General features: G+C 74.0%; 19 protein-coding genes. 9 read left to right on the top strand and 10 right to left on the bottom strand.

The features are described 5' to 3' along the window. Positions 1-19 precede the first annotated feature (19 nt). The 5 genes from E9565_RS02585 to E9565_RS02565 all read right to left on the bottom strand — a co-directional run bounded on the left by E9565_RS02585 (position 20) and on the right by E9565_RS02565 (position 4,193). The gene (locus tag E9565_RS02585) at positions 20-919 is read right to left on the bottom strand and encodes a hypothetical protein (RefSeq protein WP_236827385.1); all 900 of its coding nucleotides are present in this window, start codon (positions 917-919) and stop codon (positions 20-22) included. Between the two features lie 350 nt (positions 920-1,269). Beyond that, on the bottom strand, positions 1,270-2,025 hold the full coding sequence (locus E9565_RS02580; RefSeq protein ID WP_236827386.1) for a hypothetical protein: 756 nt from the start codon (positions 2,023-2,025) through the stop codon (positions 1,270-1,272). Continuing rightward, the gene (locus E9565_RS02575) at positions 2,022-2,495 is read right to left on the bottom strand and encodes a hypothetical protein (RefSeq protein WP_236827387.1); all 474 of its coding nucleotides are present in this window, start codon (positions 2,493-2,495) and stop codon (positions 2,022-2,024) included. The genes E9565_RS02580 and E9565_RS02575 overlap by 4 nt, the downstream gene beginning before the upstream one ends. Next, positions 2,492-3,061: a hypothetical protein gene (locus E9565_RS02570; RefSeq protein ID WP_236827388.1), complete on the bottom strand. Its 570-nt coding sequence runs from the start codon at positions 3,059-3,061 to the stop codon at positions 2,492-2,494. The genes E9565_RS02575 and E9565_RS02570 overlap by 4 nt, the downstream gene beginning before the upstream one ends. A gap of 349 nt (positions 3,062-3,410) precedes the next feature. Next, positions 3,411-4,193 (bottom strand): thioesterase family protein, encoded by a 783-nt coding sequence (locus E9565_RS02565; protein WP_236827389.1) that lies wholly within the window; start codon positions 4,191-4,193, stop codon positions 3,411-3,413. 164 nt (positions 4,194-4,357) lie between these two features. Here E9565_RS02565 and E9565_RS02560 point away from each other — a divergent pair, with 164 nt between their 5' ends. The 5 genes from E9565_RS02560 (at position 4,358) to E9565_RS02540 (ending at position 10,308) form a co-directional block, all read left to right on the top strand. After that, complete coding sequence (locus E9565_RS02560; RefSeq protein WP_236827390.1) at positions 4,358-4,996, top strand: hypothetical protein; 639 nt, start codon at positions 4,358-4,360, stop codon at positions 4,994-4,996. Positions 4,997-5,447: 451 nt separating this feature from the next. Further along, positions 5,448-6,068: a matrixin family metalloprotease gene (locus tag E9565_RS23040; RefSeq protein WP_236827391.1), complete on the top strand. Its 621-nt coding sequence runs from the start codon at positions 5,448-5,450 to the stop codon at positions 6,066-6,068. Between the two features lie 160 nt (positions 6,069-6,228). Then, positions 6,229-7,887, top strand: coding sequence for a nuclease-related domain-containing DEAD/DEAH box helicase (locus E9565_RS02550; protein WP_236827392.1), 1,659 nt, complete (start codon positions 6,229-6,231; stop codon positions 7,885-7,887). Positions 7,888-8,603: 716 nt separating this feature from the next. Further along, complete coding sequence (locus E9565_RS02545; protein ID WP_236834008.1) at positions 8,604-8,840, top strand: hypothetical protein; 237 nt, start codon at positions 8,604-8,606, stop codon at positions 8,838-8,840. A 466-nt stretch (positions 8,841-9,306) separates the two neighbouring features. Continuing rightward, a complete protein-coding gene (locus E9565_RS02540; protein WP_236834007.1) occupies positions 9,307-10,308 on the top strand; it encodes a DUF3048 domain-containing protein in 1,002 nt (333 codons plus the stop codon). Between the two features lie 12 nt (positions 10,309-10,320). On the opposite strand, the gene E9565_RS02535 is transcribed toward E9565_RS02540, so the two are convergent. The 3 genes from E9565_RS02535 to E9565_RS02525 all read right to left on the bottom strand — a co-directional run bounded on the left by E9565_RS02535 (position 10,321) and on the right by E9565_RS02525 (position 12,897). Continuing rightward, positions 10,321-11,361, bottom strand: coding sequence for an NAD(P)-dependent alcohol dehydrogenase (locus tag E9565_RS02535; RefSeq protein WP_236834006.1), 1,041 nt, complete (start codon positions 11,359-11,361; stop codon positions 10,321-10,323). A gap of 113 nt (positions 11,362-11,474) precedes the next feature. Next, on the bottom strand, positions 11,475-12,245 hold the full coding sequence (locus E9565_RS02530) for a hypothetical protein (protein ID WP_236834005.1): 771 nt from the start codon (positions 12,243-12,245) through the stop codon (positions 11,475-11,477). Further along, positions 12,238-12,897: a helix-turn-helix domain-containing protein gene (locus tag E9565_RS02525; RefSeq protein ID WP_236834004.1), complete on the bottom strand. Its 660-nt coding sequence runs from the start codon at positions 12,895-12,897 to the stop codon at positions 12,238-12,240. The genes E9565_RS02530 and E9565_RS02525 overlap by 8 nt, the downstream gene beginning before the upstream one ends. 85 nt (positions 12,898-12,982) lie before the next feature. Between E9565_RS02525 and E9565_RS02520 the strand changes: the two genes are divergently transcribed. After that, on the top strand, positions 12,983-13,858 hold the full coding sequence (locus E9565_RS02520; RefSeq protein ID WP_236834003.1) for an NUDIX domain-containing protein: 876 nt from the start codon (positions 12,983-12,985) through the stop codon (positions 13,856-13,858). A 78-nt stretch (positions 13,859-13,936) separates the two neighbouring features. On the opposite strand, the gene E9565_RS02515 is transcribed toward E9565_RS02520, so the two are convergent. Further along, positions 13,937-14,572, bottom strand: coding sequence for a hypothetical protein (locus E9565_RS02515; protein WP_236834002.1), 636 nt, complete (start codon positions 14,570-14,572; stop codon positions 13,937-13,939). Positions 14,573-14,686: 114 nt separating this feature from the next. On the opposite strand from E9565_RS02515, the gene E9565_RS02510 reads away from it, so the two are divergent. The 3 genes from E9565_RS02510 (at position 14,687) to E9565_RS02500 (ending at position 18,348) form a co-directional block, all read left to right on the top strand. Further along, complete coding sequence (locus E9565_RS02510; protein ID WP_236834001.1) at positions 14,687-16,342, top strand: FAD-dependent oxidoreductase; 1,656 nt, start codon at positions 14,687-14,689, stop codon at positions 16,340-16,342. A gap of 40 nt (positions 16,343-16,382) precedes the next feature. Further along, positions 16,383-18,056: a CocE/NonD family hydrolase gene (locus E9565_RS02505; RefSeq protein ID WP_236834000.1), complete on the top strand. Its 1,674-nt coding sequence runs from the start codon at positions 16,383-16,385 to the stop codon at positions 18,054-18,056. A gap of 118 nt (positions 18,057-18,174) precedes the next feature. Continuing rightward, a complete protein-coding gene (locus tag E9565_RS02500) occupies positions 18,175-18,348 on the top strand; it encodes a hypothetical protein (protein WP_236827406.1) in 174 nt (57 codons plus the stop codon). A gap of 45 nt (positions 18,349-18,393) precedes the next feature. On the opposite strand, the gene E9565_RS22880 is transcribed toward E9565_RS02500, so the two are convergent. Continuing rightward, a complete protein-coding gene (locus E9565_RS22880; protein WP_308196079.1) occupies positions 18,394-19,596 on the bottom strand; it encodes a transglycosylase domain-containing protein in 1,203 nt (400 codons plus the stop codon). Positions 19,597-19,704 lie beyond the last annotated feature (108 nt).

Raw genomic sequence — 19,704 nt, 5'->3', positions numbered from 1 at the left:
GCCGTCCGGCCGACGGCGATCAGCTCATGCGGGTGCTCGGAGTCAGGTACCTGCGCTGGAAGGAGCGGATCCAGTCCGCGGAGGTGACGGCAGCCATCACCGCCGTCAACTCTTCCAGGGTCCGGCGCTCGTAGGTGAGCGCATCCCTCAGGAGACTCCGGTAGCGGACGTCGACGGCGTTGACCGCCTCGTTGATCGCCGGAGCGAGCAGCACGAACCGGGATCGGGCAACCGGTCCGTCGCCTCTGGTCATCGACAACGCCAGCAGGTGGTCGAACCAGATCTGGCGCAGGGGGAGCGCCCGCAACGCAGGCTCATCCGGATCGCGGAAGACACCGGAAGCTGCTGCCACCGCCGAGTAGCGAGGGCTGTCCGGCGACCCCGGGTCCTGCGACAGGTCTTCGTGGTACTTGACCTCGATGCCCACGCACGTCGCGGTTCCTGTCCTGTCGCGGCAGAGCCATGCCACGTCGAAGGCTGAGCGGTTGCCGAGAAACTGCGGGTCGGCACGCCCGGGTGACCACTCGAACCGGATGGACTCCACCGACTCGATCAGATCTGGCCACAGGGCCCGACCGACGACCGCGGCCAGGTCGAGGTCCTGCTGGAGCTCGGCGAATAGGTTGAACGCCAGGGGCTGCGACGACAGCATGTTGTCGTAGATGCGGGGTGCGCTGATCAACGCGCCAGGGTCTTCCCTCGCCGCCGCCACCGCGCGGGCGACTGCCGGGGTCAGGAAGTTGTTGGTCGTGTCGCCGGCGGGGAGCCGGGAGCCGAGACGTCGCTGACCGGCCAAACCCGCCGGCTGACCGAGCTGCTCCCGCCACTTCGCCTGACGAAGTCGCAGCTCGGACTGCCACGGGGCATCCTTCGCCACGAGGACGTCCGCGGCCTTGAGCACTTCTCTGCTGGGGAACATCCGGTCAGCGTGCCGCGTCGCAGGTCGGCCTGCAGCCTTCCCGAAAGGCGTATCGGAGATCTCGCGGGCGACGTGCTCGCCGTGTCAGGGGTCGCAGTCCAAGGTCGCGCCGCGCACCGCACTCGACCCGGGAGTCCGTGAAGCCAGCGATCGCGGTCGTCGCCCGATCGGGTGCTGCCTCGGCCGAGGGCCCTCATCAGGTGCGGCGCTGTCAGGGGTGCATCACCATCGGGCGCAGGCAGAGAGGGAACGGCCGAGGTCGCGTCACGGACACGAGCTCCGCCGACTCATGGCGGCGCAGGGTTCCCCTCGGGACGCCGGTCGGTCGCCGGACGTGCGAGCCGCGGCCGCTACTCGAACGCTACTTCGTAGGTGGCCCGGTACTTCAGCGTGCTCGTGCTGGCGCTGAGGGCGCTCGCGCCCACGGTCAGGAATTTCGGCACCTTGAGTTGTGCCGCCGCCTGCAACTGGCGCGACGATTCACGGGACAGGTCGACGGTGTACTTCCGGGAGTGCAGCTGGTTGCTGGAAGCTCGCGCGTCCACCAGGGAACGCATCTGGGGCTCGGACGTGAGTCGGTGCTTCTCCAGAAGTGCTTCGGCTGCCTCGATGTCTGTCGCGCCACCGACGTAACGGTCGTCCAGCCTCATCGAAGCGGCGAGTGCCTCGGCGGTCTTCTTCTCGACGTGGCCCTTACCGGTGACCCCGCGAGCGGATCCCGTGAGGTCGACCCGGGCCTCGCCCTTGTCGCTCTGCGTCTCCACCACCTCGAGGTGGACGTGCCGTGCGCCCAGGAGCTGGCACAGTTTCGTGAAGATCAGGTGCTTGCGTTCGGCCGCGCGTTGCTGCGCTTCGTCAGCGGTTTCGTAGCTGTCCGGGTCATATGGCATCTGAACCAGGACGTTGCCTGCCACCAGCAGCCCCGCGTGGTCGAGGCCGGCGATCAGCGGGTCCTGCAGCTGCTCGTCCGTCGGCGAGTCCGACACCAGCCAGAGTCCGGGCGTACGGAGCAGTTCTGCCCCATCGTCGTCGTAGCTGCACCGGTCGAGACCGGCCCGGTTCAGCACCATGACGAGCTTGCGAGCGCCCTCGCGCGGCGTGGTCATCGCTCGATCCTTCCCATGGGCTGTCCGGGTGCGCGAGGGGAGAGACACCCCTGCCGCCCGGCGGCGACGAGGCCTCGCAGGCGAAGGCCGAGGTCCGCTGGCGGAGGAAGGAGCGCGACGCCGTGATCGGCGATATTCTCCCGGATGGCGGTGAGCCGGTCCTCGGCCTCCCCGGAGCTCACCGAACCAAGCACGAGGCTGGCCAGCACCTGCCGGCCGTGCGAGTCCGTGTAGTTCGCTCGCCGAACCTCCATGACGACGTCGTGCAGACCCTGCAGGCCATCGAGGACGTAGAGGGCGGTGCCGTCGGACCAGCCGTAACGGCGGCCGTCGACCGTGACGTTCGAGAGCGCCCGGACCAAGTCCTGGCGCTCAGCGTCCTCCTCGACGGAGAGGGCGACGCCATTGAGCAGGAAAAGCGTGTCGGCTTCCTCGTCGGCCTGTACCCACGCGCCTTCGAGGAGGCTCATGCCAGCTTCGCGTTCAGTGCGGTGAGGAGACGGGCGGTGACATCCGCGCAACCTTCGTCGTCGGCGAGCGAGCCGGCGATCACGGTGCAACTCGGGCCCAGTTCCCGGACAGCCGCGCGGACCGCCGGTGCCGTACGCGCTACCCGTTCGGCGTCCGCGGCCAGCTCTAATCCGATGCCCTGGCGGAACGGCTCGTGGCAGTCCATGTGTGTCACCACGAGAGCGGTGTGGCAGTCGTCCTTGAGCTCGCCGAGTTGCTTCCAGTCGCGCAGTTGCCCGGCGTCGCGGCGTACTCGAGCCATGTAGGCCTCATCGGCTGCTTCGGCGTAGCTGACGAGGTACACGAGGAAGTCGGCGACGACCGCCTGGTCGTGCCATGCCCGGATCGCCTCCGGTTCGCCGCTCGCGTCCAGGACGACCTTGACCTTGAGCTTCAACCCGGCGAGCGCCAGATCCGCTGTCGGTTCGATGCGCTGGATCCCGCCGGTGGCCACCAGCTCCTCTGGGACGACTCCGTGCGCCAGGTACTCCGACAGCGTGGTCTTGCCGCTGACGACGGGACCCATGATGAGGAACGTCTTCTTGGGCAGCCCTGGCCACAGAGTGGCGACTGCTGTAGCAGCCGCGCCCAGGACGCCGAGGCCTGCCAGGGCAGCGGCTATCGCGATCAGAGGGAGAGGCACTGCGGCAGGTTATAGGCGCCGGGCGACGCATCCGGGACGACACCGCCATCTCGCCCCGTAGGGTGGGCGTCGCCGGCGTGCCCGTCCAAGTGAGCGAGGCGGCTGTCCGAAAGCTGGCCGAACATCTGCGAGGCGTGGTTGCAGCGCACCGCACCGCACCGGGCCGGCGATCGCGAGCATCCGGCCGCCTCAGTCTGCGTAGAGACGCTCGAGCGGGGAGCTCGTGACTCCGTCAGCGGGCCTGCACGAGCAGCGGCTGGGCGACCTCGCCGATCGAACCGCGTTCGTCCGACAGTTCGCCGTGGCACAGCCCGATGCCGTCGGCGGCGATCCGCGTGCGGCAAGCCAGGTGTACCCACTCGCCGTCCGGCTCGCGGGTCAGGTGGGTGGTCATGCCCGGCGGGATGGACCACCAGCTGTCGATGGGCAGCTCCACGGAGATGCCGTTGGCGGCGTCGGCGGCGATGAGCGCGCGGTCGAGGCCGGTGAGCGGCAGGCCGGCGACCAGCGGGACGCGCACCCGGGTCCAGACGTCGGCCGGCCCGGGCTCCTCCGGCGACCCGGCGGTGTAGCGCCAGTCGATGGCCTGCCCGAAGCCCCAGTCGGGAAGGCCGAACAGGACCTGCGGCGAGGAGTCGGGCACGGCCGGAGGCGGGCTGAGCTCGGTGACCACCGGCGGGGTGGGCCCGGTGGCGAGCGACCAGACGCGGGCGACGGCGACCGTGCGGCCGTCGACGGTCATGACCGCCTCGGTCAGGTCGATCCGTCGTCCCGGGCGGACGGGGGACACCTCGACGGCGAGCTCGCGGCGGGGGATGGCGCCGAAGAAGTCGACGCTGATCCGTGCCGGACGGGTGGGCGTCCCCGTCGCCCGGGCGGCGTCGGTGGCGAGGTGGGCCAGCAGCGCGGACGGCGGTCCACCGTGCTGGGCGCTGTGGTCCCAGGGGCTCTCGGTCGCCCGGGTGGGCGCGAACCGGTTGTCGCCCAGCGGCAGGTAGAAGGCCTCGATCTCCATGCCCGGCAGTGTGGCGGAGGCGGTTCCAGGGGGACCGGGCGGACGTGCCGTCGCCTGATCGGGTGGCGCTGCGGCGGATGCCTGGGCGGGCGCCCGGTTGCTGTCGGTGGCGCCTGTCATGGTCCGCCCTGCCGTCACGGGGACGGTGCGGACCAGGGAGTGGCATGGGCGGATCAGTCGGTGTGCAGGCGGGGCGGGTGTGCCCCGGGTGCGGGCGGGAGGACTCTGTCCCTCTCGTCTACGGGCTGCCGGGAGGTGACCTCTTCGAGCAGGCGGAGCACGGGCAGGTCGCGCTCGGTGGCTGCCTGGTGATGGACGAGCAGCCGGCCTTCGTCTGCCGCAGCTGCGACCTGGCGTGGGGGAGCGAGTCCGATCCCACCGCCGACGAGGCCGAGCTGGCCGGCCTGCTCGACGTGGAGCACCCCGTGCTCATCCGAGCACTGGGTACCGGGTGGCGGCGCGAGGACGCGGCCGACGGTCAGGACGGCGTGCGGTGGTTCGTCAGCGGCGAGCCAGCGCAGCTCGCTATCGGCGTCCAGGGGCCGTGGTTCGTCCTGGCTCGGCCGCTCACCTCCTGGGGTCAGCACCGTCCCGGTCCGCTGATGGGTGAAGAGCCGCGGCTGACCCGCGACGACGTCCTGCACCAGCCGCACCTCGTCGCCGAGATGGCCGAGGCCATCGCCTCCCACCGGCGCCGGTCCTTCCGCTGGTGCCGCACCTGCCGCCGGTCCACCGCGCCGGAAGCGTTCGTCACCGCAGAGGGGTCCTGCGCGACCTGCGTCCAGACCTTCATCGATCCCTGATCCCCGCCTGTCGCCAGGGCCTCGCCCGTCGGGAGTAGGCAGCCCGGCGTCGGCCTCCTCCGGGCCGGCGGAGGTTCCGATGGGAGGACGTCAGGCCAGCGGCGAGCGCGGGGGATCGACAGTGCGGAACGGTGCAGGACCGGGCCGGGTGCCGTCCGGTCTCCGGACGTCGCCCACCGGCCGGGTGCCGCAGTGGGTGCTCGACGAGGCGAGCGGTCGGGCATCCACCCCGGAGCCCTGGCGCTCCTGGTCACCCGCTTCGTCGTCCATGCGACCGGCTCGGCGTCGCGGCCGCCGTCTGGCCTACCTGGTCGCCGTCCTGGCGGGGGCGGGAGTCCTCTGCGCCGTGGTGCTCGACCCCCGCGGGCTCGGAGGGGTGGTCGGCGACGCCAGGCCGGCGAACTGGCCGACGCCTGGCTTCGAGGCTGCTGATGCGCCGCTCGGTACACCCGTGCCGGCACCGAGTCCCGGTGGCACCCACCTCTTCCTCGGGGTGCAGGACGACGGCGAGCGACCCGTGGCTTACGACCCCTGCCGACCGGTCCACTACGTCATCCGCCCCGACCATGCGCCGCCCGGGGGAGACGCGCTGGTCCACGAGGCCTTCGCCCGGGTCTCCGACGTCACCGGTCTGCAGTTCGTCTTCGACGGCGCCACCGACGAGTCGGCGTGGGAGGACCGCCCGAGCTTCCAGCCCGACCGCTACGGGGACCGCTGGGTGCCCGTGCTCGTGTCGTGGCAGACCGAAGCCGAGAACCCGGAGCTGGCCGGCCGTGTCGCCGGGCTCGCCGGCAGCGCCATCGTCGAGCCGCCCGGCGGCCCGCGGGTGTTCGTCACCGGCGTCGTCGGACTCGACGCGGCCGCTTTCGGAGACATGCTCGCCGATCCGGCTGGGGTCGCGGGTGCGCGTGCCGTCGTCCTCCACGAGCTCGCCCACCTCGTCGGACTCGCACACGTCGCGGACCCCGGGCAGCTGATGTACCCGACGACCAGCACGGTGCTCGACTTCAACGCCGGTGACCTGACCGGCCTGTCCCAGCTCGGGGGAGGGGAGTGCGTCCCGAACGTGTGAGCGGACTGCTGGGGCAGCGTCGGACGGATACGGATGGGTTCTGCGGGGAGAAACTCGGCGTCCGGTTGGACGGACATGTCGGTGTGGCATGTCACGCTGCCGGGACGATCCAACCCAGCCAGCCACGGGGGCACGGCATGACGACGTCCGCGGTGCGCGCATGACGGCGCGCGTCTTCCCGAGCAGTCCGGTCTTCGAGTCGCACGCCGAGCGGCTCTTCGCCGAGGCGCTGCGCGACCAGCTGCCCGACGACGCCGTCATGGTCTGCGGCCAGCGGTTCAGCGACCGACGGGAGGACCGCGAGGCCGACGTCATCGTCGCCTGGCCGGGCTTCGGGATCGCCGTCGTTGAGGTCAAGGGCGGCAGCGTCCACCTCCGCGGAGGTGAGTGGCGGCAGGTCGGCGGCGGGCTCGACAAGCAGATCCGCCCCGTCGAGCAGGCGCTGCGCTGCAAGTACCTCCTGCGCGACTACCTGCGTCGGGACCGCCGCTGGACCGCCGGCGACCCGCGGATGGTCCACCTGGTCGCCCTGCCGGCGACAACGCTGCCGGACGACTTCGCCGCCCCCGACGCACCCCGCTGGATGGTGCTGGACAAGACGGACCTGCCGCAGGCCGCGGCCCGGGTGGCGAGCGCGCTGCGGCAGTGCGAGAGCGACGTCGAGCCGCCGACGGCCGAGGACGTCGAGGCGTTCGTCGACTGCCTGGCCGGGGTCGGCATCCCGCAGCAGGACCTGCTCGCGACGTTGCACGAGCGCGAGGCCGAGTGCGACCTGCTCACCCGCGATCAGGCGCGCGTCCTCGACTGGCTGCGCTCCAACCGGCGGGTCGAGGTGCGCGGCGGGGCCGGCTCGGGGAAGACCTGGCTCGCGCTGGAGAAGGCCCGCCGGCTGACGCTCGAGGGGGAGCGGGTCGCGGTGATGTGCTACTCCCGCGGCCTGGCCGAGTACCTCCGCCGCCGGGTCGAGACGTGGAAGCCGAAGGAGCGCCCGGCCTACGTCGGAACGTTCCACGGGCTGGGCATCGACTGGGGCGTCACCCCGGGATCGGACGACGACAGCGGCTACTGGGAGGAGTACCTCCCCGAGCGCATGGTAAAGCTCGCCGGCGCGCTGTCCGTGGCCGACCGCTTCGACGCGATCGTCATCGACGAGGCGCAGGACTTCGCCGAGAGCTGGTGGCCGGCCGTCCTGGCCGCGCTGCGCACTCCGGAGGGCGGCTGCCTCTACGTGTTCGCCGACGAGGGGCAGCGGGTCTTCGCGCGCCAGGGCCGCCCACCGGTCGCGCTGACCCCCTTCGACCTGGACGAGAACCTGCGCAACACCAAGCAGATCGCCGGCACCTTCGGCAGCCTGACCACCAGCCAGATGCGCTACCGCGGTGGCGACGGCGTCCCGGTGCGCTTCGTCCAGTGCGACACCGACGACGCCATCGGCGCGGCGGACGACGAGGCGGCCGCGCTCCTGGACGCCGGGTGGCCGGCCGAGTCGGTGGCGCTGCTGACCACCTACCGGCGGCACCCCGTCCAGGCGGAGCGCCAGACCGCCGGGCAGGACGCCTACTGGGACTCCTTCTGGGCCGACGACGACCTGTTCTACGGGCACGTGCTCGGCTTCAAGGGGCTGGAGCGGCCGGCGGTCGTCCTCGCGGTCAACGGCTTCCGGGACGAGGAGCGCGCCCGCGAGATGCTGTACGTCGGGCTGTCCCGCGCCCGCGACCTGCTCGTGGTCTGCGGCGACCTGGAGCTGATCCGGCGGGTGGGCGGCCCGGCCGTCGCCCAGCGGCTCGCGCAGTCCGCCGGATCGGCGCCCACCGGCTGAGGGCCGGGCGGTGCGGCCCGGTGCTGGGAGCTCGACCAGCCGCCTGTGATGCTCGCGAAGGCGTCGCTCCCGGCCAGCCCATGCCGACCCGGCCCGTGTCGTCCCCCGAGATCCGCGCCTGAGCCCGGACGCAGGGCATCGCCGTCAGCGACCTCGGCCGGATCTCGGCCGATCTGCTCCGTCGCTATCACCAGTCGGCGGGCTGATCGGGGCGTTGACGGGCGATCGGCGGCCCGGTCAGGGACGTCGGGCTCCTGGACTCCGCCGCCGGCCGACCTCGTGCCCAGGCGTTCGGGCAGGACGCCCACGGGTCGCTTCCGCTGAAGGCTGCGCCCCCACTGCACTCGGTCGTCCGGAACGTTGCGTTGGTCGACGGCAAACAAGCGGCTGCTCTGACTTGCGGCGGTCATCGTCCTTGACCTGAACGGCAACGCCCGGGACCTGGACGACGACGCCGGTCCGCCCGCGATGGACGTGGCGACCGGGCGTCGGCCGTCGTGGTGATCGCATCCCGCCTCCGGGTCACCCCTCGCTGAGCTCTTCCACGGACTGGCGGTCACCCTCCCGGCCATGCTCGCCGCTCGGCGACGAGCCTCCGTCGGACACGCGGGGCGGCGCCGAGATGCGCTGTCCCGCGGCGCGCCTTGTGCCGCCAAGATGCACGGTCTTCTCCAATCTCCGATGCCTGCTGCTGCGACCGTCGCTACCGTGCCCGCATGCCGGTGTCCGTGAAGATTCCCGACGTTCCTGATGACGTTGCTAAGGAGTTGGCGACGCAGGCGGCCAGGGCCGGTCAGCCGCTCCAGGACTACCTGCGCGCACATTTGGTGGCGCTCGCGCGGCGTCCCGGCCGGGACGTGGTGTGGGACCGCGTGCAGCAGCGTGTGCTCCTCAAGCGGAGTCGGCTGTCGGGTGAAGCCATCCTCGAACTGAGCGATGCCGACCGCAGGTGACGCCATGATCGGTGAGTCGACCGCCTAGTCGGGCTCAGGGCACGATGCCTGTGCCCGGACTACCGGCGATCGGCTGCATCTCGGGTACCTCCGGGTGATACCAGCGTGTCGATCTGAGCGGCGTCTGGCTGGCGGGCGCTGGCGAGCGGCGACGCCCCTGGCGGCTGCGCGGTCGAGCCTGGCATCCGCGACCAGCCGGTTCGGTTCGGGTCGGTGAGCGGCTTGGTCGTGGGTCCGGTCCACCGTGCCGATGAGGAGAACGCAGGACGTCGCCGAGTCAGGAAGCTCCCCGTTGCCCAGGACCACCGCACCACGGCCCCGCGGCCGGTCGACGACCGGCCGCTGGTCGCCGAAGCCTTCCCGGCCCAGGAAGGGCGCCGGTCAGCGATCGACGCCGGCGAAGAAGAAGACAGCCCGTGGTCGTCGCCGCTCCGGGTCCCGCCGCGGTCGTCTCCTCCTGCTCGCGGTGCTGGTGGTCGCCGGCGTCGTCGTGTGGCCGACGGTCAAGCCGCACGTGACAGCCCTGCCGTTCCTCGACTCCGTGCTCGCCGGTACGTCGCCGTCCGGGCCCACCTGGCCGCTGACCGGCGTTCCGGCCGACTCGGTCCCCGACCGCCCGGCGCTCGCCGTGAAGATCGAGAACAGCTCTGCCGCCCGCCCGCAGACCGGGCTCAACGCCGCCGACATGGTGTGGGAGCAGGTCGTCGAGGGTGGCATCACCCGGTTCGTCGCCGTCTACCACTCCACCCTCCCGCCCGAGATCGGCCCCGTCCGGTCGATCCGGCCGATGGACGCCGCGATCGCCGCACCGCTCGGCGGGCTGCTCGCCTTCTCCGGCGGCGTGCCGCCCTACATCGCCGCCGCCGAGAACGCCGGGCTGCAGGTGCTCCGCCAGGACGCCGGCGCCGACGGCTTCTTCCGGACGACGGCCCGCTCGGCGCCGCACAACGTCCACGCGACCCCGCAGACCCTGCTCGACCAGGCCGACGCCGACCACCGCGCTGCTCCTGAAACCCAGTTCGACCACGCCGCACCGGGGGAGCAGGCCACCGCCATTAGCGCAGGTCAGCCGACGGCCACGCTGGACCTCGCGCTGTCGGGCATCAGCACACCGCGCTGGACCTGGAGCGCTACCGACGGCCGCTGGCTGCGCGCCGAGGGCAGCACCCCCGCGGTCCAGGCGGACGGCGCGCGCATCGGTGCCGCGAACGTCGTCGTCCTGCGCGTCGACGTCGTCCAGACCGGAGCCCGCGACCCCGCCGGCAACCCCGTCCCGGAGACGGTCCTGACCGGCAGCGGGCGGGCCCTCGTCGCCTCCGGCGGTCACACCGCCGAGGCGACCTGGTCCAAGCCGGCCGTCGGTGAGCGGGTGGAGCTGACCGACGCCGACGGCGACCCGGTGACCCTCACACCCGGGACCACCTGGGTGGAGATGGTCCCCAACTCCGGCGCGGTCACCACCGGCTGAGCGCGCAGGAGGTCACTCCCCGGGGACGACGACGGCGCGGCCGCGGATGGTGCCCTCGTGCAGCTTGCGATATGCGGAAGGCGCCTGGTCGAGCGTGTACCGCTCCACCTCGACGTGGATCGCTCCGACGCGCGCCAGGTCGAGCACCTCCATCAGCTCCGACCGCCGGCCCCAGTACGGCGCCCGCACCGACGCCCCCATCGGCGTGGAGAAGAAGCCGGTCGGCAGCAGCCCACCGCCGATCCCGACGATCTGGATGACGCCGTCCAGCGCGACCGACTGCCGGGCGATCTCCAGCGTCGGCGGCGCCCCGACCATGTCGAACACCACCTGCGCGCCCACCCCGCGGGTCAGCGACCGGATCTCCCCGACGGCGGACTCGTCCGACCGCAGGACGTGGTGCGCGCCCACCTCGCGGGCCAGTTCCAGCTTCTGCTCGCTGATGTCCAGCGCGACGACGGTCGCCCCGGTGATCGCCCGCAGGATCTGGATGCCCACGTGCCCGAGCCCGCCGGCGCCGATCACCACGGCGGTGCTCCCGGCGGGCAGCGCACCCAGCGACGAGACGATCGCGTGGTACGGCGTCAGCCCGGCGTCGGTCAGCGACACCGTGGCCACCGGGTCGAGGTCGCCCAGCGGGACCAGGTGCCGGACGTCGTCGACGATCATGTACTCGGCGAGCGCGCCGGGGGAGCCGAGCCCGGGCGGCTGGATCCCCAGCTCGGCCGCCCGCGGGCAGTAGTTCTCCGCGCCGCACGCGCAGGCGTGGCACAGCCCGCAGCCCCACGGCCCGTACACCGCCACCGGCTCGCCGACCTCCACGCCGGTCACGCCGGAGCCCAGCGCGTCGACCACGCCGGCGCCCTCGTGCCCGAGCGTCAGCGGCAGCCCGTAGACGTACTGCTCGGCCGGCAGTCCCATGACGAACGCGTCCGAGTGGCACAGCCCCGCGGCGGTGACCCGCAGCCGGACCTGCCCCGGGCCCGGCTCCGGTGTCGGGACTTCGACGACCTCGGGCTCGCCACCGATGGTCCGGTACTGCACCGCGCGCATGCCTGCTCCTCCGTGCCGGGGACGTCGTCCCCCCGGACGCTAGGGCGGGACCGCGGTGGGCGGCAGGTCGTCGTGTCCCGCGGTCAGGGGCGGAAGTCCCTGGTCTGACGAGCTCAGGCGCAGAGCAGGTCGAGCGCCACCTGCCCGTCACGGCGGGCCTCGTCGGGGAGGAGCAGCCAGGGCGCCGCCGTCGGGTCCGCGAGGTGCCGCTGCAGGTGCAGCAGCCGTTTGCGGTCGCTCCCCGAGGGGGCGCGCTCCTCGAACGGGTCGACGCACGCCAGCAGCACGGCGGCGTCGGCCAGGTGCCGGTCACGATCCCGGCCGTCGGTGCGGTGCGCCGCGGCCTTGAGGACCAGCGCCCCGAAGGCGTCGGGCACGCTGATCGTCGTCGTCCCCGTGCCGGTGATGCGCAGCTCGGCCAGCACCGTCCGTCGCAGCGCTTGCGTGCCGCCCGCCACCCGCACCAGGTCGTAGCCGCGGAAGCGCGGCAGCGCCCTGGGCGGCACGTGGTCGGCCGCGACGACGTCGACGACGGAGCGCTCGCTGCCCGACGTCGCCAGGTCGACGACGGCGCCGTCCCGGACGAAGCGGTGCGCGGTGCCGACGCGGGGATCGACGCTCGGCGCCAGCCGGTACCCGAGCTCCTCGAGCGAGCGCGCCACCTGCGCGGCCCGCCCGCGCCCCGTCTCCACGTGCAGCAGGACGTCGACGTCGCCGGTCGGCCGCACCACCGGCAGCCCCGCGACCGCGGCGTGCAGCTGCACCATCAGCCCGCCGATCAGCGTCCAGGCGTCGGCCGGCACCGCCTGGGCCAGCTCCGCGACGTCCGGCCAGGGACGGGCCCATCCGCCCGCCGGCGTCGGCGGCCGCAGCAGCTCAGCCACGCAGCTGCCCGAGCGCGCGGTCGAGGATGCGGTGGCCGGCCGACCGCTCGCGGGGGTCGGTGGAGGCGGCCAGGTCCAGCCCGGCGAGCACCTGCCGCCGTCCGCTCGCCAGCTCCTCGACGACGTCCATCGGCATGCCCGTCACCCGCAGCGTGACGCCACCCGACGGGTCGGCGTCGAGCCGGTAGCGCCGGACGAGAGCGTCGGCGACCGACTCGGCGACGTACCCGTCGCACCGGTCCGGCGCCGCGCTCAACCCGCCGATGCCCCCGGCGGCGCCGGAGGCGACGACCTCGCGGGCCAGCCGGCCGAGTGCCCGCGGGTGCGCCCGGTAGCGGTGCACCGACGCCCGGTTGCGGGTCCGCGCGGCGAGCTCGTCGGCGGCCGAGACCGCGAGCGCCGACCTCAGCCGCGACCGCTGCGCCTGCCCGAGCCACCCGGCCCGACGCCCCTCCAGCAGCGCCACGGCGGCCCAGGCCGTCGGCTCCTCCCAGGCGCGCACCCGGCTGCCCCGCCGCTGCGCCACCCACTGGGCCACGGAGTCCGCGTCGACGCGGTCGGGGCCGATCGCCAGCAGGTCGCCCCCGGAGACGAGGCGCTGCACGTGCCGGACGGAGACGCCCATCCGGTCGGCGGCCTGCTCGGTGGTCATCAGGGGCATACGGACAATGTCGTCAGAACGACGCTATCGGTCAAGCCGAAACGCGTGCGCGCCGCTCGGTGCGAGCATGACGGCCATGGCTGCCGACCGGACGGAGCTCGTCGCGCGCTACCTGCGCGGGGAGACCGACGTCGTCGCGGCCCGCGACGCCGCCAGCGTCGTCCTGCTCCGCGACGGGGCGACCGGCCCGGAGGTCTACCTGCTCCGGCGCCGTCCGACCATGGCCTTCGCCCCGGGCATGCACGTGTACCCGGGCGGCTCGGTCGACCCGCGCGACCGCGAGGCCGCCGACCACTGGGCCGGCCCGCCGCCGGCCGCGTGGGCCGCCGCCTTCTCCTGCGACCCCGGGCTGGCGACGGCGCTCGTCGCGGCGGCGGTCCGCGAGACGTTCGAGGAGTCCGGCGTCCTGCTCGCCGCCCACCGGGACGGCACCCCGGTCACCGACACGACCGGCGACGACTGGGAGCGCGACCGGCTGGCGCTCATCGCGGGCACGCTGGCGCTCAGCGACTTCCTGGCCGCGCGGTCGCTGCTGCTGCGCGCCGACCTGCTCCGCCCCTGGGCGCACTGGATCACGCCGGAGTGGTCGGCCCGCCGGTTCGACACCCGGTTCTTCCTCGCCGCGCTCCCGGCCGGTCAGCGCACCCGCGACGTCGGCGGCGAGGCCGACCGGGTGACCTGGCTGCCGGTCGCCGAGGCGTTCGCGGGCTTCCGCGCCGGGTCGCTGACGATGATGAACGCCACCGCCTCGACCCTGCGCGACCTCGCCGCCCACCCGGACGTCGCCTCCGTGATGGCGACCCCACGGCGCATCCGACCGGTCCTGGCCCGCCCGGTGCTCGACGGCGGCCGGGTCGACTACGTCTACGACGCCGACGACGGCCCGGCCCCGCTCTCCGGGCTGGTCGAGCCGTTCGGGGCGCGGGACGTCGACCCGACCGCCATCAGCTGACCCGGCGCACAACCGGGCGCACCACACGGCCTTTTGTGCACAGAGCGCACCGCGGGGCGTTATGTGCACAAAAGGCCCTCAGGCGGAGACGTCCTCGTGGGTGTTCACCCCGGGGATCCGCCGCACCGACCCCCAGCCGAACCGCGCCCACACCACCAGCAGCCCGGCCCCGACCAGGGAGCCCAGCGAGTCGCGCACCAGGTCGCCGTTGGTGTCGTCGTTGTCGATCGACAGGTCCGTGCCCAGCCACGCGTCGGAGCGCCACTCGTACACCTCCCACAGTGCGCCGATCGAGATGCCCAGCGCGGCGGTGACGACGGCGATCCCGATGTAGTGCGGCAGGTGCGTCTCGTCGCGCGGGTCGGGCACCACCTCGGCCCGCGCCAGCGCGATGTAGACCACCGGCGCGGTGAGCATGGGCAGCGTGAAGTGCACCAGGTCGTCGAAGGCCAGCCACTCGTCGTAGAGCCCGAGCACCTCGCCGAACCCCTGCAGCGCCATCGCCACGGTCAGCGACAGGTCGTAGGGCCGCGGCAGGTTCAGCAGCCGCGCGACCAGCGTGATGCCGAAGAAGAACGCCAGCAGCGCCGCCGCACCCCAGTCGCCCGCGACCGCGTAGAAGACGGCCCCGCCCAGGATCACCAGCCGCAGGACGTCGATGCCGTCCCGGATCACCGGCGTCCAGTCGCCCAGCAGCAGGGTGCGCGTGTCCACCGGGGTGACCTACCACGGGCTCGCCGGGACAACCCACCGCCGGACCCTGGTGCATCGCGGAGACCGGGCCTACCGTTTCGGCAGCGGGGGCCGTCCGACGCCACCGGAGATCCCATGCCCGTCCCGCTGATCCTCGCCGTCGACGACGATCCCGCCCGGCTCGCGACCGTGGAGCGGGAGCTGCGCACCCGGTACGAGCCCGACTACCGGGTCTCCTGCCTGCGCACCCCGGCCGCCGCGCTCGCCGCCCTCGAGCAGCTCGCCGCCGACGGGGAGGACGTCGCCCTGGTCCTCGCCGCCGACGAGCTCGCGGGCGCCCCGGGCGCGGACCTCCTCGGCGAGGTGCCCGGGCTGTTCCGGCACGCCCAGCGCGCCCTGCTCGTCGACTGGGCCAGCGTCGGGGTGGCCGAGGCCGGCGACGCGATCTTCGAGGCGATCGCCGGCGGCCGGATCGACCACTACGTCGTCCGGCCCGCCCCGCCGCCCGACGAGCAGTTCCACCAGGCGCTGTCGACGTTCCTCCTCGCCTGGGCGGAGGAGCGCCGCCGCGCCCCGCACACCATCGACGTGGTGGGGGAGTCGTGGTCGGGCCGGGCGTTCGAGCTGCGCGAGGTGCTCGGCCGCTGCGCCATGCCGCACCGCTTCTGCCTGGCCGGGTCCGACCAGGGCCGCGCCCTCCTCGGCGACGCGCCCGCGCGCAAGCTCCCGGTCCTCGTCATGCCCACCGGCGACGTCATGGAGGACCCGAGCGACGTCGAGATCGCCCGCTCCGCCGGCACCGTCATCGAGCCGACCGGGGAGCGCTACGACCTGGTGATCGTCGGCTGCGGGCCGGCCGGCCTCTCCGCCGGTGTGTACGGCGCCTCGGAGGGGCTGCGCACCGTGGTGATCGACTCGGGCAGCATCGGCGGCCAGGCGACGTCGAGCTCCTCGATCCGCAACTACCTCGGCTTCCCGCGCGGTATCACCGGGGCCGACCTCGCCCGCCGCGCCTACCAGCAGGCGTGGGTGTTCGGCGCCCGGTTCGCCTTCATGCAGGAGGTCACCGACCTCACCGCGGACGGCGACGGCGTCGTCGTCCGCCTGCACACCGGCGGGGTGGTGGTCGCCGGCGCCGTCGTCCTGGCGACGGGTGCGGCCTACCGCCGGCTCGACGTCCCGTCGCTGGAGGCGCTGCACGGCGCGGGCGTCTTCTACGGCGCCGCCGCCTCGGAGGCGCCGCTGGTCGCCGGCAGGGAGGTGTTCATCGTCGGCGGCGCCAACTCCGCCGGGCAGGCCGCGATCCACCTCGCCGGCTGGGCCGACCGGGTCACCCTCGTCGTCCGCGCGGGCAGCCTCGAGGCGGGCATGTCGCACTACCTCGTGCACCAGGTCGAGGAGACGGCGAACATCGAGGTGCGCACCGGCACCGAGGTCGTCGACGGCGGGGGCGAGGGCTGGCTGGACCACCTCGTCCTGCGCGACCGGGCGACCGGCGCCGAGGAGAAGGTGGACGCCTACGCGCTGTTCCTCATGATCGGCGCCCAGCCGCACACCGCGTGGCTGCCGCCGGACCTCGAGCGGGACCCGGCCGGCTTCGTCGTCACCGGCACGGAGCTGAGCGAGGCCGGCGTCGACGCCCTCGGCCGGCGCCCCCTGCCACTGGAGACGAGCATCCCCGGCGTGCTCGCGGCCGGCGACGTCCGGCACGGGTCGGTGAAGCGGGTCGCCTCCGCCGTCGGCGAGGGCGGGATCGCCATCCAGTACGTGCACCGCCTGCTCAAGGTCTGACCCGAGGGGCTGTCGGCGCCCCTGGCTAGGGTCGGCGACCGTGCCCCAGGTCGACGCCGGTCAGCCGCTGTCCCGAGCCGCCCGCCTCGCCGCCACCGCGCTGGCGAAGCGGTGGCGGCTGCCCCGGGCGCTCGGCCCGGCGCGGGTGCTGCGCGACGTCGCCGTCCCGATGCGCGACGGCGCCTCGCTGCGCGCCGACGTCCACCTCCCGCCCACCGTCGGCCCGCACCCCACCGTGCTGCTGCGCTCCCCGTACGGTCGCGGCCCGCAGTTCGCCGTGACCATGGCCGTGCCCTACGCCGAGCGCGGCTACGCCGTCGTTCTGCAGAGCGTCCGCGGCACCTTCGGCTCCGGCGGCGACTTCGCGCCCGTCGTCAACGAGGAGCACGACGGGCAGGACACCGTCGCCTGGCTGCGCGACCAGCCCTGGTTCGACGGGCGGCTGGCGACGCTGGGCCCGAGCTACCTCGGCTACACCCAGTGGGCGCTGGCCCTCGACCCGCCGCCGGAGCTCAAGGCGATGGTGCTGCACATCGGCCCGCACGACCTCGCCCAGGCCGGGCTGGTCGACGGCGCGTTCCAGCTCACCAACCTCGCCATCTGGACCGAGCTCGTCGCCCACCAGGAGCGGTTCGGTGCCATCCGCGGCACCGCCCGGCTGATGACGGCGGAGCGGCGGCTGGCCCCGCACCTGCACCGGCTGCCGCTGCAGGGTCTGGCCGAGCGGTTCGGCGGCAACCCGGCGCCGTGGTTCGACGAGTGGCTGGCCCACCCCGACCTCGACGACCCCTACTGGGACCGCTACCGGGCCACCCCGGCGGTCCACTCGAGCACCGTCCCCACCCTGCTCATCGGCGGCTGGCAGGACTGGTTCCTCGAGCAGACGCTCCACCAGTACGCCGTGCTGCGCGACCGCGGGGTCGACGTCGGCCTCACCGTCGGCCCGTGGGCGCACCTCACCATCGACGCCGCCGTGACGACGCCGGAGAGCCTCGCCTGGCTGAACACCCACCTGCCGGTCGAGGGCACGCAACCGATCCGGCGCCCCGACCGGGTCCGCGTCCACGTCACCGGGGCGCGCGCCTGGCGCGGGATGGACGACTGGCCGCCGCCCACCACCGACCGCACCTGGTACCTCGCCGGGAGCGGCGCGCTGCGCGACGACCCGCCCGCGGAACCGGACGCGACCAGCTTCCGCCACGACCCCGTGGACCCGACGCCGTCGGTCGGCGGCCGGGTGCTCGCCCGCAGCGCCGGCCGGCGCGACAACCGCCGGCTCGAGGCGCGCGACGACGTCCGCACCTTCACCACCGCGCCGCTGACGCAGCCGGTCGAGCTGCTCGGCGGCGCCACGGTCCGGCTGTGCCTGACCTCGGACAACCCGTACGCCGACGTCTTCGTGCGGCTCTGCGACGTGGACTCCCGCGGCCGCTCGGTCAACGTGACCGACCGCCTGGTCCGGCTCGACCCGGCCGAGGGCGAGGAGCCGGTCGTGGGCGAGCGGCTGGTCGAGACGACGCTGCCCGACACCGCGCACCGATTCCTCGCCGGGCACCGCCTGCGCCTGCAGGTCTCCGGCGGCGCCCACCCCCGGTACGCCCGCAACCTCGGCACCGGCGAGCCGCCCGGCCAGGGCACCCATGGGGTGCCGGTGACCCACCGGATCGGGCACGGCGGGGCGTCGGCGTCGTCGGTCACGCTGCCGCTGGGCTGAGCCCCGGACACCCCGGCCGCCCCACTCGTCACAGCCGACCTGCACCTTCGACGGAGGTCCCGCGAACCGTCGGACCCCGCTCGTAGGCTGGCCCAAACCCTCCACGGAAGGACATGGTGTGGGCAAGCACCTGCTCGACGAGACGGCCGAATTCACGATGCCCCGCCCGGGGCGGCACGCCGCTCCGGACACGGCCGAGCTCGAGGCCACCCAGCGGTTCGACGCGGGCCTGCGGCAACCGCGCCCCGGCGTCCCCAACCCGCAGTTCGGCAAGGACGCCGAGCAGCGCTGAGCGCCGCGCCGGGAGCCCCGTGGGGGCTCCCGGCGCGCGACGCCCTCAGGCCGTGCCCTCCGCCGCGATCAGGTCGGTGACCTCCTGCGGCGGCGTCGAGCAGTCGTCGCCCGAGGGCTCCTGCTCCGAGGCAAGCCCCGTGACGCCGGCGTCCTCGACAGGGGTGAAGCCCAGCCGGTCGAGGTGGCGGGGCACCCGCGCCTGCGCGTTCAGCACGTGCGAGCGGGACAGCCAGCCCAGGCCGTCGTCGACCTGGAAGTCCATCCCGCCGCCGGGCGCCCGCTGCACGTGCCCGGGCGAGGGCAGCAGGCCCACGAGCATCACCGCCTCGTCGGCCGACAGCTCGGCGGGCGGGGAGTCGAAGTAGTACCAGCCGGCCGCGCAGACCCCGTAGATCGTCGGGCCGAACTGCGCGTAGTTGACGTACAGCTCCAGCATCCGGCGGTCGTCGACGAACGCCGCGAGCTCCACCGCCAGCGCCGCCTCCAGCCCCTTGCGCCAGGCGCTGAGCTCCTGGTTCAGGAACAGGTTCTTCGCCACCTGCTGCGGGATGGTCGACCCCGACGGGTCCTCCGCGCCGGAGAGGTGCGCCGTCGCGCGGTCCCACAGCGCGTCCCACTCGAAGGCGCCGTCGCGATAGGGCAGCTGCGCGTCCTCGTGCGCGATCACCGCGGCGAGGAAGTTCCGCGACACGTGCTCGACCGGCACCGACTGCTGGACCGAGCCCGCGGGGTTGGCCGCCATGAACGCCGTCGTCGGCGGGTCCACCCAGCGCAGCGACAGCACGACCAGCGCCTGGACGACGCCCAGCACCGCCAGCACCTTCACGATGCGGCGGACGAGCCCCCGGCGGCGCCGGGGCGCGCGCAGCCGGCGACGGCGACCGCGCTCGGGTCCGGCCGGCGGGGCCGGCGGCGGGACCGGGGCCTGCGGCGGTGGGTACGCCCCGCGCGGCGGCGGGAACGGGCCGCGCTCCGGGGGGAACGGGCCCCGCGGGGGCGGATAGGACGGTGGCGGGTACGCGCCCCCGGGCGGGGCCGACGGCCACCGGCCCTGCGGCGCCTGCCCCGGCCAGGTGCGCGGCGGTGGTGGACCCCCGGCGGGCGGCGGCCCGGCGTACCAGTCGTCCCGCTCCGGCGGCGGCCGGTCGAAACGCGGCCGGCGGGGCGGCTCCTGCTGCGGCAGCGGCTCGGTGGGCCGACGGCGGAGCCAGCGGGTGGAGCGCGGGTCGGGCGGGACGGAGGCCACGAGGCGGTGCTCCTCAGGTCGGCGTCGAGAGTCGATGGTACGGCGGCCTGCCGGGCGAACCGCCTAGCCGACGCCCACCGGCTCGCGCTCGGCCGGGGCGGGCGGGTC

It is taken from the genome of Blastococcus sp. KM273129 (assembly GCF_021698995.1).
GTDB lineage: Bacteria > Actinomycetota > Actinomycetes > Mycobacteriales > Geodermatophilaceae > Blastococcus.
Note: the sequence above shows the minus strand (reverse complement) of the source record. Positions and strands in the feature narration are given on the sequence as shown.